Here is a 14,047-nt window from a genome sequence, read left to right as displayed (position 1 = left end):
GATATCAGCCTCTCTTGGGAATGGCGTCATTGAAGCGGGCATCCCACAGCGGGCGGACGTCCACCCGCTTGGGAACCAGCCCGGCCTTGAAGAAGACATCGGCGACCTGCTGCTGCGATCCGATCGCCTCGGGCGTGACCGAGCGCAGTTCATAGGTCGCGCTCTTGCGACGGAACTGGTCGAGCACATAGTCGCGCGGCACGCCGATATCCTGGGCGACGATGCCGGCCCACTCGTCCTGATGTGCCGCCGCCCAGCCGAACCCCTGTTGCACCAGCGCCAGATATTCGCGGATGATCGCCGCCTTGCCGGGATCGGCCAGCGCATCGACATGAGCGGAGACGAGATAATTGCCCGACAGGATGCCATCGGCCGTGCGCAATATCCGCGCACCCTCGGTCGCGATCGCGCGCTGGATCGGGAAGCCATAGATCGCCCAGGCATCGAGCGCCCCTTGCGAGAAGGCCGCTGCGCCATCGGACACGCCCATCGCGACCGGGATGATGTCGTCCCAGTTCAGGCCAACCTCCTCCAGCATCCGGATCAGGAAATATTGGGCGGTGGTGGCGCGGACATAGCCGACGCGCTTGCCCTTGAGGTCGGCGATGGAGCGCGCCTTCGACCCCCTGGGCACCAGCACCACCTGATTATTGACGTCGCCATGGGCGACCGCAATCTGGCGGAAGCTCTGGATGGTCGAAGCGGCGGCGAAGATCGGCGGGATCTCGCTCATCCCGCCATAGTCGAGCGATCCGCCATTGAGCGCCTCGACCACGAGGTGGCCAGACTGGAACTCGCTATAAACGAGATCGAAGCCGGTTGGCTGGATGCCCGCCGCCTTGAACAGCAGCCGCGTATCCCCGTCGCCCTTGCCGGTGATTGACACCCGCAGTTTCGGCCGGCTCTTGCCAGCGGTGCCGCAGGCGGTGAGCAGCAGGCTGCCCGCTGCAGCGCCGAGCAGATTGCGCCTAGACAACATCTCAGCGACCGCCGGCCACTTCCCGTCCGCGCGCGGCGCTATCGTCGCGTTCGAACAGGATCACCGTGGAATCGCGCAGCAATTCGCGCCGGGCCGCCGCCCTGAACCGGGCCAGCCTATCCGTCCACCGCTGCGTCCACGCCATGATATCCAAGTCCTCGTCTGATATGAGAGGACTTTATCTGCCAATTAAGTAGAGATATGTCTGTCAAGCTTTGCTGGGCCGCTTATTAGAAACGCTTGACCTTCATCGAGCGGCGCCGGCCGCCTCAATTCGCGATATAATAGTCCTTCGGGAAATCCTGCCCGGCATAGGCCTTGCGCATGGTCCAGTGCTGGGCCGGCGCAGTCCAGTAGCTGTCGGAGGCGGGCAGGCCGAGCGCCAGCAGGCTTTCCGAAGTGATATACATGCTGCCGGCGTTGGAATAGACGTCGCCAAGGCTCGGCTGATGCCGGGCAAAGCCGATCGTCAGGAAGCCATCGGCATCGAAATTGCTGGGATTCGCAAAAATGCGGCGCTGCGTCGCCATGGTCGCCGCGCGCACCTGGCCCTCGGGCAGCTTGGCATGGAGCAGCTTGCGCCAGGCAAGATAGGCGAGCGGCTGATGGACGGCGGCGCGATAGGTGAGCGAACGACCGACCGGCGGAAAGGCGCCGTCCGGGCCGATCATCCGCTCCAGCGCCTCGCCAAAGCGCTGCATCCGCTGGATCTGGATGGCAAGCCGCTCCTTGGGATCGAGCGCGTTGAAGCGCGCATTGCAGCGCACCAGCACGTCCCAAATCTGGGTCAGCATCGGGTGGATGACATAGCTGTTATACATGTCGAAATGAAAATGCTCGCCGTCGGCATACCAGCCGTCGCCGACATACCATTCGCTGAACTTGCGCAGCGCCAGGTCGACCCGGATCGGATCCCATTGCGCCCCAACCGACAGCAGGAACACCTCGTTCATCGCCGCAAACAGCAGCCAGTTGGTATAGGGCGGCGCGACCCGGCGCAGCCCCTGTATCTCCTTGATGATCCGGTCCTTGGTTGTCCGGTCGAGCGGCTCCCACAATGTCTGCGGCGCGCGCAGCAGGGCGCTGGTAAAATAGGCGGAATCGACCAACGGCTGCCCCTCCGCCTGCCAGAGCAGATAGTCGGGGCTCTTGGGATCGACGCTGTGAACATAGCTCGCCAGCGCCTGCTCACGTAGTCGGGCGCGCAGCCGCCCTTCCGCGCCATCGGTATCGGGCAGCGCAAACCAGGGCGCAATGCCGTCGATCAGCCGGCCAAAGGCTTCCAGAAAGGCGACCTTGGGATTGCGGCCATCCCAGGTCGGGCTGAGTTCGGGCTTCCACTGCGCCTGCAACTGCCCCCTGGCCATGCGCGACAGCACGGGGCTGGCCATGCGTTCGAGCAGCGCCAGGGCATAGCTGCGGTCGTCCGCATCGGCGGCGACCGGCGCTGCCTCCCCGGCGTTGGCAAGCGAGGGCATGGCGGCGAAAGCGGCAGTGCCGGTCGCCATGCCGGTCAGGATCGCGCGACGGTCGATATGGCTGGTCATGATCAATCCTTGGGCGGGGTGAAGTCGAGGGTCTGGCCGGCGGCATAGGCATCCCAGGCGGCACGGGTGGTGAAACCGCCCTCCCCCTTGTTCCAGGCACTGCCGGAATAATAGACGAAGGGCTGCCCCGGCTTGACCGTCAGCAATATGAGTTGATTGTCGGCATCAGCGCGGATGTCGGCGATCTGTGTCGGATCGACCCGCAATGCCAGCGCCATGCGGCCATGCGCGCCATCTTCCGGGCCCCACCAACTGATCAGCCCGCGGGCACGATCGACGGTCAGGTCGCCCGCCCCCTGCCCCGTGGTGCGCTTGCCGATACCGATGCCGACCGTCAGCGGCGTCGCCTTGTCCGATCCTATGGTCGAGACCAGCCGGGTGAAATGGGTACCAAGCGGAAGGGTAAAGCGGCGCGTTTCCCAGACCTTGCGATCGACATCGACTGGCCAGGGGGCATAGTCGACGCTGAAGTCGGCGACCTGTCCGCCCGATTTCAGGATATGGGCGCGGACATAGTTGCGCGAGGTCCACAGCTTGTTGTCATGCCAGATGCCAAGCCCACCCGCGCCGCGCGTGGTGCCGACATTGTAGAAGTCCATTCCTTCGCCATGATAGCCATGCTGGTCGCCACTGCGCAGCTGCCGATCGGCGAAGGGCCAGACGACATTCTTGCCCCAACTATCGATGCCCGATCCCGACGGCGGTTCGGCCGCCTCCAGCGCATGACCGTAGATGCGATGCGCCGTCTTGTCATTTTCCCACAGCAGATCGTCATAGCGATAGGGCGCGACCATCGCGACGGCGGCCGCCGCCTGGCTGGGGGGAGGCGGCAGGCGCTTCTCGACCGGCAGTCGGTCACCCGTCGCATTGCCCTGCGCCATCACCGTACCCGCGCCCAGGGCGATGGCCAGCAGCCCTAAAGGTCGGAGGTGCCTGCGCAGGCGCCAGGACGATGCTGTTGGCTGGGGGCGGTTCACCACAGGCTCCTCTCGATTATTTGTATGATAAGCTGATAAATCATCGAATCAGACTTGCCAAGCCCTTGCTCACATTGCCGCAGGCTGGCAGGCTCGAAAAAGAATATTCACTGGAACGACATCATGGCTAAAGCCGCCTCACTCGCCGACATGCTCTACACCAAACTGGAAGAGGACATATTGTCCGGCCGCATCCCGCCCGGATCGCGCCTGCCCGCGCAAAAAGACATTGCCGAGCAGGAAAATGTCAGCCGCACCGTGGTCCGCGAAGCGGTCGCCCGACTGGAGGCACAGGGCTTTGCCGTCGCCCGCCAGGGATCGGGCGTGTTCGTGTCGGATGCCGCGCGCTACCGCGCCTTTCAGGTCACCAAGGATGAATTGTCCGAGCTATCGGACGTGATCAAATTGCTGGAAATGCGCCTGGCGATCGAGACCGAAATGGCCGGCCTTGCGGCGGCCCGCCGCACGAACGAAGATATTTCGGCGATGCGCGACGCGCTACGCCGCATCCGCGAGGCCGAGGATCCGGCCGTGGCCGCCACAGCCGACAGCCAGTTCCACATGGCGATCGCCCGCGCGACCCGGAATGACTATTACGCCCGCTTCGTCGAATTTCTGGGCGTCCGCCTGGTGCCGCCGAGCAGCCTCTACCTCAAATATCAGCCAGAAAGATCGCACGACGCCTATACCCACAAGGTCAGCGACGAACATGACGCGGTGCTTGACGCCATCGTCCGCATGGACATCGAAAAGGCGCGCCATGCCGGCCGCCACCATATGCAGGAAAGCCTTTTGCGCCATTCCGAACTCAACGACCTGATCAGCCGGGACGAATGATTGCATGACTAAAGTCTGACAATTGACATCCCCCTCAAAGTTGTATGATAACCTGATCAACACGATCAGAGTCGTGATGAGGGAGGATGGATATGAACAAGGCGTTTCCGTGCGTCGCCATGTCGGTGAGCATGCTGGCCATGATTGCGGCCTCGGCCCCCGCACTGGCCCAGGCAGACCCCCAACCGGCACCCCAGTCCGATGCAGCACAGGGCGAAGCCACCACCGCCGACATCGTCGTCACCGGCTTTCGCGGCAGCCTGCAAAAGGGGATCGAACTGAAGCGCGAAGCCGTGGGCGTACGCGACTCCATCGTTGCCGAGGACATCGGCAAATTCCCGGAGGCCAATGTCGCGGATTCCCTGCAGCGTATTCCGGGCGTGTTCCTCAGCCGCGACGGCGCATCGAACGAGGGCCAGCGCATCAGCATCCGCGGCTTGGGTTCGGAATTCACCGTCACCACCATCAACGGCGCACCGGTGCGCACGACATCCTCACAGAATGTCGGCAGTTCGACCCGCGACTTCAATTATGACGTCTTCCCATCCGAATTGTTCGGTCGCGTCGATGTCTACAAGACCCCGCTCGCCAATCTGGAAGAAGGCGGCATCGGCGGCAATGTCGACCTGCAGACGCCCCGCCCCTTCGACAGCAAGGACCGGGTCATCCGCTATACCGCCCAGGCCAATTACAATACCCAGTCGAAGAAGTGGCAGCCGCGCGGATCGCTGCTGCTGAGCGACACCTGGGGCGATTTCGGTGTGCTGCTGGGCGCGGCCTATGCCAAGAATGTCAATGAACGGTCCGGCTTCCAGTCGACCGGCGGCTATAATAGCTCGGTTATCGGTTCGCGTGCCTATGCCGGCCCGACCACGACCGGCGGCCCGTTCCAGTTCCAGCTCGACCTCGACAATCCGCTGGCCAATTATGGGTCGCTGACCCGCGACCAGGTGGCCAACGCCTATATGCCCCGTTTCTACCGCGTCTTCACCTCGAACAATGAGCGCGAGCGGCTGGGCCTGGTCGGGTCGCTGCAATATAAGTCGGATCGGCTGGAACTGAGCGCTGACGGCATCTTCTCGCAGCTCAAGGATCAGGCGGACGAGTTCACGTTTGGCGTCGCGGTGCGCAACTCCCGCACTGTGCCGGGGTCGACCAGCGCGCCGGGCACCGGCACCAATTCCGGCCTGATCCCGCTCGACGTGAAGATCGACGAATATAATAATCTTTACGGCACGTTCGGGAACAGCAGCTTCATCAACGAGAATTTCTTCCGCAACGCCCGCACCCGGTTCAAATATGGCATCATCCGGGGCGTCTATGACTTCACCGACAATCTGAAATTGTCGGCCCAGGCCAATCTGAGCGAGAGCAACGCCCGCTACACCGCCAACCGGATCGTCAGCAACATCTATGGCGTGACCAGCACCTTCGACCCGACCGGCAATGTCACCTATCCGACCATCAGTTCGCCGGTCGATTTCACCGATCCGTCAAACTACACCACGCCGACGCTGGGCTTCTCGCTCAACCGCGAGATCGACAAGCAGAAGACGGCACGCGCCGTCCTCGACTGGTCGCTGCTGGACGATGGCGAACGCAGGTTCGCGCTCAAGATCGGCGGCAGCTATGTGAACACGGGCAAGCGCATCTCGACACAGGACGGCAGCAGCATCGCGGCCGGCAAGCTGGTAGGCCTCGACGTCTTTTCTTACATGGATCCCTATATCCAATATGGCGCGATCCGCGACGGCGGCAATTCGGGCTATCCGTCCCAATTTGCGAGCTTCCCGCGCTCCTTCGTGATGGACTATCTCGACGCCAACGCGGCGAACGAGGCGGCCAACGTAAATCTCAACGCTGCCTTCAACGCGAAGGAAATCGTCAAGACGGCCTTCTTCGAGAGCAATTTCGCCCTGCCGCTGTTCGGCAAGGAACTGCGCGGCTATGCCGGCCTGCGCTATTCCGACACCCGCACCATCATCAACAATTATCAGAGCGCGGGCGCCGGCGTCTTCCTGCCGCAGCGACGCGAGGGCGGCTATGAAAACTGGCTGCCATCGGCCAGTCTGGCCTATGACCTGACGTCCAATCTGCTGCTGCGTGCGTCAGCCGGCAAGACAATCACCCGTGCGGCGCTGACCGCCATTGCCGGCGGCACCATCGTGCCCAATGTCTTCAATCCCGACGTCACAGTCGGCAATCCCAATTTGCGGCCCCAGGTCGCGACCCAATATGACGCCGGCGTCGAATGGTATTTCGCCCCCGGCGCGCTGCTGAGCGTCGGTGCCTTCAAGAAGGACATTACCGATCGCGCAACCGCGGTGCAGGACTTCGTCACCTTCGGTTCGCTCGGCCTGCCGTCGAGCGCGTTCAACACGACCTCGCTGGGCTTCCCCAGCGGCACCATCCCGGATGATTTCCTGATCCGCCGGACCCAATATGTCAATCAGGGCCAGTTGAAGCTGAAGGGGCTGGAATTTGCCTATCAGCAGAATTTCACTTTCCTGCCCAAGCCGTTCGACGGGCTTGGCTTCACCGGCAGCCTGACGCTGATCGACCAGAAGGGCGATGATTTCGTCACCACCGAAGGGACGCGCGTGCCGATCTCCTTCGTACCGGAATATAGCTACAGCGCGACGCTCTTCTACGAAAAGGGCCCGTTCGCGATCCGCGGTTCCTATAATTACCGTGCCAAGACCGGCATCACCTCGCAAAATACCGGCAACGACCAGATTCCTTATACCGCGCCGCAGGGCTTCCTCGACGGAACGATCAGTTACCGGTTCAGCGACGCGCTGGAGGTGCGCGTCGATGCGCTGAACATCACCAACGAGAATGTCTACATCTATTATCAGGATCCGGACGGACCGAAGGGCAATGGCCAGTCGCGGCGCGACAACAGCTTCTTCAACGGCACCACCATTTCGCTCGGCATTCGCGGCAAATTCTGACCCCTCCCCCCTTGGGCACCGGGGACTGCACGCCCCGGTGCCCATCTTTTCGTGAGACGATCATGACCATGCCGCATCCCGCCCCGGATATCGTCGATGATGCCGTTGCCGGCGCCAGCGATCGGGCCAGCCGCTATCGCTGGATGATCTGCGGGCTGCTGTTCGCGGCGACCGCGATCAACTATGTCGACCGACAGATGATCGGCGTGCTCAAGCCCGTGTTGCAGGCCGAGCTGGGCTGGCGCGAGAGCGACTATGCCAATATCGTCTTCTGGTTCCAGTGCGCCTATGCGCTGGGTTTCCTGGCGATGGGCCGCTTCATGGACCGGGTCGGCGCGCGGATCGGCTATGCCGCCGCCTTCACCTTCTGGACGCTCGCCCATGCTGCCCATGGCCTGGTCAGCGGCATCGCCCAGTTCATCGCCGTCCGCTTTGCCCTGGGCGTTGGCGAGGCCGGCAATTTCCCGGCCGGCCTGAAGGTCGTGGCCGAATGGTTTCCCCAGAAAGAACGGGCGCTGGCGATCGGCCTGTTCAACGCCGGCGCCAATGTCGGCGCGATCGCCACGCCGCTGATCGTGCCCGCCATCACCATCGCCTATGGCTGGCGCGCCGCCTTCATCGTCACCGGTGTTGCCAGCCTGGTCTGGGTGGCGGCCTGGCTGCTCCTCTATCGTCGGCCAGAGGACCACAGGCGCGTCACGCCCTGCGAACTCGCCTATATCCGCAGCGATCCGGTGCGCGCCAGCGCGCCCATCCCCTGGTCGCGCCTGTTCACCATTCGCCAGACCTGGGCCTATGCGCTGCCCAAATTCTGCATCGATCCGATCTGGTGGATGTTCCTCTTCTGGCTGCCCGATTTCCTCGGCAAGCGCTACGGCCTCGACCTCAAGAGCTTCGGCCCGCCGCTGGTCGTCATCTATCTGATGTCGGACGCCGGCAGCGTGCTGGGCGGATGGGCATCGTCGCGGCTGATCGCGCGCGGCTGGAGCGTCAATGCAGCACGCAAGGCGACGTTGCTGGCGTGCGCGCTGGCGGTGCTGCCGGTGGTGACCGTCCAGTCGATCGATAATCTCTGGGCGGCGGTGCTGCTGATCGGCCTTGCGACCGCCGGACACCAGGCCTTTTCCGCCAATATCCTGACTTTGCCGTCCGACCTGTTCCCGCGCGCCGCCGTGGGATCGGTGGTCGGCATCGGCGGCACGGCCGGCGCGATCGGCGGCATGCTGATCGCCCAGTTCGTCGGTTATGTGCTGGACATGACCGGCAGCTATGCCCTGATCTTCGCCGTCGCCGGCAGCGCCTATCTGGTGGCGCTGGCGCTGCTCCACATCATCAGTCCCCGTCTCTTGCCTACTGGAGAGCTTGCATCATGACCTTCCGCTCCTTCGCGCCGATCATGCTGGCCTGCGCCATCGCCGCGCCGGTCCATGCCGCCCAGCCCGCACGCACGCCAATCGAGGCGGCGGTGAAGCTGGCCGACTGGCAATTGGCGCGGCTCGACGATCTGTCGCACATTCCCAGCGCTACCGACGAGACGCGCAAGACGCGCGGCTGGGAACAGGCGGTGTTCTGGGTCGGCATGACCGCACTCGCGGATGCCGGTGCCCCGCCCCGGATCAAGGAGGCGATCCTGGCGATGGGCCAGCGAAATGGCTGGAAACCCGGCGATAATCTCTATTTCGCCGACGATCAGGCGATCGCCCAAGCCTATCTCTGGGCCGCGGCCCATGGCGCCGGCAAGGATGCGCGGGCGCCGACCCGCGCCGCGTTCGACATGGTGGTCGACAAGCCGGCGGTCACCACCCTCGCCTTCGCCATCCCACCACAAGGCTATGGCGCGACCGAATGCCTCAAGCGCTGGTGCTGGTGTGACGCCCTGTTCATGGCGCCGCCCGCCTTTGTCGAACTGTCGCGCCAGACCGGCGATGATCGCTATATGCGCTTTGCGATGAAGGAATTCTGGGCAACCACCGACTTCCTCTTCGACCCTGCCGAGCATCTCTATTATCGCGACAGCCGCTTTTTCGAGCGGCGCGACGACAAGGGGCGCAAGCAGTTCTGGAGCCGGGGCAATGGCTGGGTGTTCGGCGGGATCGCCCGCGTCCTCCCTCTGCTGGCGCAAGGCAGCCCCGACCGCAGCCGGATGGAAGCGCTGTTCAAGGAGATGGCGGCGAAGATCAAGACGCTGCAGAAGCCGGACGGCTATTGGGCACCCTCGCTGCTGGCGCCGGAAAATGCGCCGCCCGAAACCAGCGGCACGGCCTTTTATACTTATGGCCTTGCCTGGGGGATCAAGGCCGGGCTGCTGCCCCGCGCCGAATATGAGCCGGTGGTGCGCAAGGGCTGGTCCGCGCTGCAAAAGGCGATCCAGCCCGACGGCCGACTGGGCTGGGTCCAGCAGGTTGGCGACCGGCCCGACAAGGTGGCCGCCAGCGACACCCAATATTATGGCGTCGGCGCCTTCCTGATGGCGGCGACGACGGTGGCCGCGCTCGACGTGCAACGCTGACGCGCGGGAGGACGAGCGGCATGTTCGAAAAAACCTATTACGCCACCCATCCCGCGATGATGGACGGCGCCAGCAATGAGGATCTGCGCGACCGGCATCTGGTATCCGGCCTGTTCCGCGCGGGTGAAATCACCCTCACCTACTCCCATGGCGAGCGGTTCATCATTGGCGGCGCGGTGCCGGGCGCCGGAACGCTGGACCTGCCATGCCAGAGCGAACCGGAAAGTGTGGCCGGCCATCCGCTGCTGGAACGGCGCGAGATGAGCGTCGTCAATATCGGCAAGGGCGACGGCACGGTCCGCGTCGATGGCACCGACCACAGGCTCGCCCGCTATGAGGCCCTCTACATCCCGATGGGGTCACAGGCGATCAGCTTCAGCGGCGAAGGCGCGCGTTTCTATCTGCTCAGCGTCCCGGCTCATGCTGCCTTTCCGCTACGCAAATTGTCGCAGGCGGATAGCAACCCGATGCAGCGGGGCAGCCTGGAAACGTCCAACGAGCGAACCATCTATCAGTTGATCCTGCCCCATCTGTGCCAGAGCGCGTCGCTGTGCCTGGGCCTCACCCGGCTGGAGCCCGGTAGCGTCTGGAATACGATGCCGCCCCATGTCCATGAGCGGCGATCGGAAATCTATCTCTATTTCGATCTGGAAGAGGAAGATAGAATCTTCCACTATATGGGCCAGCCGCACGCATTGCGGCACATTGTGATGGAGAATGAGGACGTTGTGATCTCGCCGCCCTGGTCAGTTCATATGGGCGCGGGCACCCGCAACTACAGCTTCATCTGGGCCATGGCCGGCGAAAATCTCGATTATGAGGACATGGACGTCCTCGATATCTGCCAGTTGAAATAAGGGGATGGCAATGCACGGACGGATCTGGACCCTGGCGGCGGTCAGCACAGTGGCGCTGGCGGGCGGCGCGTTGGCGCAGGGTGGCCCGCCGCAGGTGCAGCCCGTACAGGTCGATCCCACCCGGCCCGACTGGGAAAACCCGGCCGTCTTCGCGATCGGCAAGCTGCCCGCCCGCGCCACCGCCTTTCCGTTCGAAAGCCGGGACCGCGCGCTGGCCGGCCATCGCACCCAATCGGACCGCTTCCTGTCGCTGAACGGGGAATGGAAGTTCGCCTTCTCGCCCGATGCCGACACATTGCCGGCCGGGTTCGAGCAGCCGGATTTCGACGTGTCGGGCTGGAAATCGATCAAGGTGCCGGCCGACTGGCAGGCGGAGGGCTATGATCAAGCCCGCTACAATAATATCACCTACCCCTTCCCCGCCAACCGGCCGCTGATCCCCCATGCGACCAATCCGGTGGGTTCCTATCGCCGCGACATCGATCTGCCAGCGGGCTGGAACGGACAGGATGTCGTGCTGCATATCGGGGCGGCAGGCTCGGCTTATTATGTCTGGGTCAACGGCCAGAAGGTCGGCTATTCCGAAGACAGCAAGCTGCCGTCGGAATTCGACGTCACCCGCTTCGTCCGTCCCGGCCGCAACAGCATCGCCATTCAGATATTCCGCTGGTCGGACGGCTCCTATCTGGAGGATCAGGATTTCTGGCGCGTGTCGGGCATTGAGCGCGAGGTGTTCCTGATGGCCGCGCCCAGGACGCGCATCCGCGACTTCTTCGCCCATGCCGGCTTCGACAATGTGACGGGCGCAGGCAAGCTGGCGGTCGATGTCGCGGTGACGCCGGGGGCCGCGACCAATGCCCGCTATGTACTGATGGACGGCGATCGCACCGTGATCGAAGGCCGCCAGCCCGTTGCGGCGGGCCAGGCCGAACGCGCCGTGACGCTGACCGGCCTGGTCGACAAGGTGAAGCCATGGACGGCCGAGACGCCCAATCTCTACATGCTGCTGGTCGAACTCTATGATGCGCAGGGGCGGATCATCCAGTCCAGCTATGCGCGGATCGGCTTCCGTACCGTGGCGATGCAGAATGGCGTCGTCACGGTGAACGGCAAGCCGATCACCATTCGCGGCGTCAACCGCCACGAGCATGATCCCGAAACCTTCCACGTCATTTCACTGGAGTCGATGGAACGCGACATCAAGTTGATGAAGCGCAACAATATCAATGCGATCCGCACGTCGCATTACCCCAATGATCCGCGCCTTTACGAGCTTGCCGATCGCTATGGCCTCTATGTCATGGACGAGGCGAATATCGAGAGCCACGCCTATATGGACTATGCCAACAAGCATGGTGACCGGCGCGCCGAATTCCAGATCGGCTTCGACCCGGCCTGGAAGGATGCCCATGTCAGCCGTGTCGCCAACATGGTGGAGCGCGACAAGAACCATCCCTCGATCCTCTTCTGGTCGCTGGGCAATGAAGCCGGGATCGGCCCCAATTTCGCCGCCGCCGCAGCCGCCACCAAGGCGCGCGATCCCGATCGGCTGATCAGCTATCTGGGCTGGGGCACATGGGACGGGATCGGCGATCACCGCCCCAATGACTATGCCGACATCTATGCGCCCATGTATGATCCGGTCGCCAAGCTGGTCGACTATGCCACCAACTGGAATTTCCGGCAGCCGATGATCCAGTGCGAATATGCCCATATGATGGGCAATTCGGGTGGCAATCTGAAGGATTATTGGGACGCGATCTACGCCTATCCCGACAAGCTGCAAGGCGGCTTCATCTGGGACTGGGTCGACCAGTCCATGTATCGCTACACCAAGGACGGACAGCGCTATTGGGGTGATGGCGGCGAATATGGCCCCAATCCGGGCGGCGACATCGAATTTGGCGACGGCCTGCTCCAGTCCGATCGCACCCCCAATCCCGCCCTCTACGAACTGCGCAAGGTCTATGCGCCGATCCAGTTCGACGGATTCGATCCGGCAAGCGGCCGCCTGACCGTGCGCAACCGGCATGACTTCATCGACCTGTCGGGCTTCAGCTTTGACTGGGCACTGCTGGAGGATGGCGTGGAGGTTGCGCGTGGGTTGCTTAGCGCGCCCAATGTTCCCGCCCATGGCGCGGCTGCAATGACGCTGCCGATCGCAACCATGCCGCGCCGGGCCGGGTCGGAATATTTCGTGACGATCAGCGCCCGAGCCAAAGCCGGCTCAATCCCCGCCGTGGAAGCTAATACGCTGGTCGGGTGGGAACAGTTCGCCCTGCAGCAGGACACACCTGCCCTGCCCGCCGCCGCCAGCGGTACCGTCGCGATCAGCGACAAGGGCGGCGCGATCAACCTCAGTGCCGCTGACGCTGCGCTGGTGATCGACCGGGCGAGCGGCCTGGTCCGTTCCTACAGCAAGGACGGCCGGATGCTGGCACAGGGTGGCGCGCCCCATTTCTGGCGCGCGGTGACCGACAATGACATCGGCATCGGCACCGACAGGCAATTCGCGATCTGGAAGGGCATGAGCGAGCAGCGCAAGGTCAGCGCGATCCGCCTGACGCCCCAGACCGATGGTAGCCGCGCCGTCGAGGTCGACTATCAACTGGGCAATGGCGCGGCCAGCTTCACCAGCATCTACCGCATGGCCGGCGACGGCTCGGTGACCATCTCCGGCAGCTTCACCCCCATCAAACCCGACCTGCCGCCGCCCTTCCGCATCGGGCTGGCCTTCAGCCTGCCGGCCGATCTCGATACGGTCGAATGGTATGGCCGCGGCCCGCATGAAAGCTATGTCGATCGCAAGACATCGGCGCCGATCGGCCTGTGGCGCGGCGCACTGGCGGACCAGAATCATGATTATATCCGGCCGCAGGAAACCGGCAATAAGGTCGATGTCCGCTGGATGGAACTGTCAGGAGGCAATGCAGGCCTGCGCGTGCAGGGCGACCAACCGATGATGATGAACGCCCTCGCCTTCCCCTATGCCGATCTCGACCGGCACAAGCCGGGCACATGGAAATCGTCGGACATCCGGCCGCGCGACCAGGGCACGCTGCTGATCGACGCGGCGCAATGGGGCGTGGGCGGCGACACCCAGTGGAGCGAGTTCGGCAAGCCCATGGCGGCCTATCGCACCACCAGCGCGCCGACGCGCTTCAGCTTCCGCCTGAGTTCCGTAAGCGCTAAAACACTCCCACAGGGGAGCGCTCAGGCGGCCTGATCGATGACGGGGCTGGCGGTGACGCGACTATCTACCCAGTTGTAGGGGAGCAGATCATCGATGGGATCTGTGTCGCCGCACAGGACGATGCGTGCGAGGACATCGGCGAGGTAGGCCTGCGGGTTGATACCGCCCAGTTTGCATGTTTCGATGAGGCTGGC

General features: G+C 63.5%; 11 protein-coding genes. 6 read left to right on the top strand and 5 right to left on the bottom strand.

What is annotated here, in order from left to right; all coding sequences use genetic code 11:
• Window positions 1-4 precede the first annotated feature (4 nt).
• The 4 genes from BRX37_RS04990 to BRX37_RS04980 form a co-directional block, all read right to left on the bottom strand.
• Window positions 5-979, bottom strand: coding sequence for an ABC transporter substrate-binding protein (locus tag BRX37_RS04990; protein WP_125985765.1), 975 nt, complete (start codon window positions 977-979; stop codon window positions 5-7).
• A 1-nt stretch (window position 980) separates the two neighbouring features.
• Window positions 981-1,124: a hypothetical protein gene (locus tag BRX37_RS26630; protein WP_164522414.1), complete on the bottom strand. Its 144-nt coding sequence runs from the start codon at window positions 1,122-1,124 to the stop codon at window positions 981-983.
• A gap of 124 nt (window positions 1,125-1,248) precedes the next feature.
• Window positions 1,249-2,526 carry a DUF2264 domain-containing protein gene (locus BRX37_RS04985; RefSeq protein WP_125985764.1) on the bottom strand — a complete coding sequence of 426 codons (1,278 nt, stop codon included), beginning with the start codon at window positions 2,524-2,526 and terminating at the stop codon, window positions 1,249-1,251.
• Between the two features lie 2 nt (window positions 2,527-2,528).
• Window positions 2,529-3,503 (bottom strand): DUF4861 family protein, encoded by a 975-nt coding sequence (locus BRX37_RS04980; protein WP_206434117.1) that lies wholly within the window; start codon window positions 3,501-3,503, stop codon window positions 2,529-2,531.
• 123 nt (window positions 3,504-3,626) lie between these two features.
• Here BRX37_RS04980 and BRX37_RS04975 point away from each other — a divergent pair, with 123 nt between their 5' ends.
• The 6 genes from BRX37_RS04975 to BRX37_RS04950 all read left to right on the top strand — a co-directional run bounded on the left by BRX37_RS04975 (window position 3,627) and on the right by BRX37_RS04950 (window position 13,886).
• The gene (locus tag BRX37_RS04975) at window positions 3,627-4,340 is read left to right on the top strand and encodes a FadR/GntR family transcriptional regulator (protein ID WP_125985763.1); all 714 of its coding nucleotides are present in this window, start codon (window positions 3,627-3,629) and stop codon (window positions 4,338-4,340) included.
• A gap of 92 nt (window positions 4,341-4,432) precedes the next feature.
• The gene (locus BRX37_RS04970) at window positions 4,433-7,294 is read left to right on the top strand and encodes a TonB-dependent receptor (protein ID WP_206434116.1); all 2,862 of its coding nucleotides are present in this window, start codon (window positions 4,433-4,435) and stop codon (window positions 7,292-7,294) included.
• Window positions 7,295-7,356: 62 nt separating this feature from the next.
• Window positions 7,357-8,667, top strand: a complete 1,311-nt coding sequence (locus tag BRX37_RS04965; RefSeq protein ID WP_125985761.1) for an MFS transporter — start codon at window positions 7,357-7,359, stop codon at window positions 8,665-8,667.
• Window positions 8,664-9,803 (top strand): glycoside hydrolase family 88/105 protein, encoded by a 1,140-nt coding sequence (locus BRX37_RS04960; protein WP_125985760.1) that lies wholly within the window; start codon window positions 8,664-8,666, stop codon window positions 9,801-9,803. Before BRX37_RS04965 ends, BRX37_RS04960 begins: the two co-directional genes overlap by 4 nt.
• Window positions 9,804-9,823: 20 nt before the next feature.
• On the top strand, window positions 9,824-10,660 hold the full coding sequence (gene kduI / locus BRX37_RS04955) for a 5-dehydro-4-deoxy-D-glucuronate isomerase (RefSeq protein ID WP_125985759.1): 837 nt from the start codon (window positions 9,824-9,826) through the stop codon (window positions 10,658-10,660).
• Between the two features lie 10 nt (window positions 10,661-10,670).
• Complete coding sequence (locus BRX37_RS04950) at window positions 10,671-13,886, top strand: glycoside hydrolase family 2 TIM barrel-domain containing protein (RefSeq protein WP_125985758.1); 3,216 nt, start codon at window positions 10,671-10,673, stop codon at window positions 13,884-13,886.
• Here the strand turns inward: BRX37_RS04950 and BRX37_RS04945 are convergent.
• Window positions 13,874-14,047 (bottom strand): transposase domain-containing protein (locus BRX37_RS04945; RefSeq protein WP_164522413.1); only part of this gene is annotated, 174 nt, incomplete at its 5' end. The two genes, BRX37_RS04950 and BRX37_RS04945, sit on opposite strands and share 13 nt — an antisense overlap.

The organism is Sphingomonas sp. S-NIH.Pt3_0716 (genome assembly GCF_003950715.1).
Taxonomy (GTDB): Bacteria; Pseudomonadota; Alphaproteobacteria; order Sphingomonadales; family Sphingomonadaceae; genus Sphingobium; species Sphingobium yanoikuyae_A.
This window is presented reverse-complemented; position numbering and strand designations above follow the sequence as displayed.

Coding starts and splice junctions, on each gene's coding strand:
- BRX37_RS04990 (WP_125985765.1), bottom strand. CDS start 979: ATGTTGTCTAGGCGCAATCTGCTCGGCGCTGCAGCGGGCAGCCTGCTG.
- BRX37_RS26630 (WP_164522414.1), bottom strand. CDS start 1,124: ATGGCGTGGACGCAGCGGTGGACGGATAGGCTGGCCCGGTTCAGGGCG.
- BRX37_RS04985 (WP_125985764.1), bottom strand. CDS start 2,526: ATGACCAGCCATATCGACCGTCGCGCGATCCTGACCGGCATGGCGACC.
- BRX37_RS04975 (WP_125985763.1), top strand. CDS start 3,627: ATGGCTAAAGCCGCCTCACTCGCCGACATGCTCTACACCAAACTGGAA.
- BRX37_RS04970 (WP_206434116.1), top strand. CDS start 4,433: ATGAACAAGGCGTTTCCGTGCGTCGCCATGTCGGTGAGCATGCTGGCC.
- BRX37_RS04965 (WP_125985761.1), top strand. CDS start 7,357: ATGACCATGCCGCATCCCGCCCCGGATATCGTCGATGATGCCGTTGCC.
- BRX37_RS04960 (WP_125985760.1), top strand. CDS start 8,664: ATGACCTTCCGCTCCTTCGCGCCGATCATGCTGGCCTGCGCCATCGCC.
- kduI (WP_125985759.1), top strand. CDS start 9,824: ATGTTCGAAAAAACCTATTACGCCACCCATCCCGCGATGATGGACGGC.
- BRX37_RS04950 (WP_125985758.1), top strand. CDS start 10,671: ATGCACGGACGGATCTGGACCCTGGCGGCGGTCAGCACAGTGGCGCTG.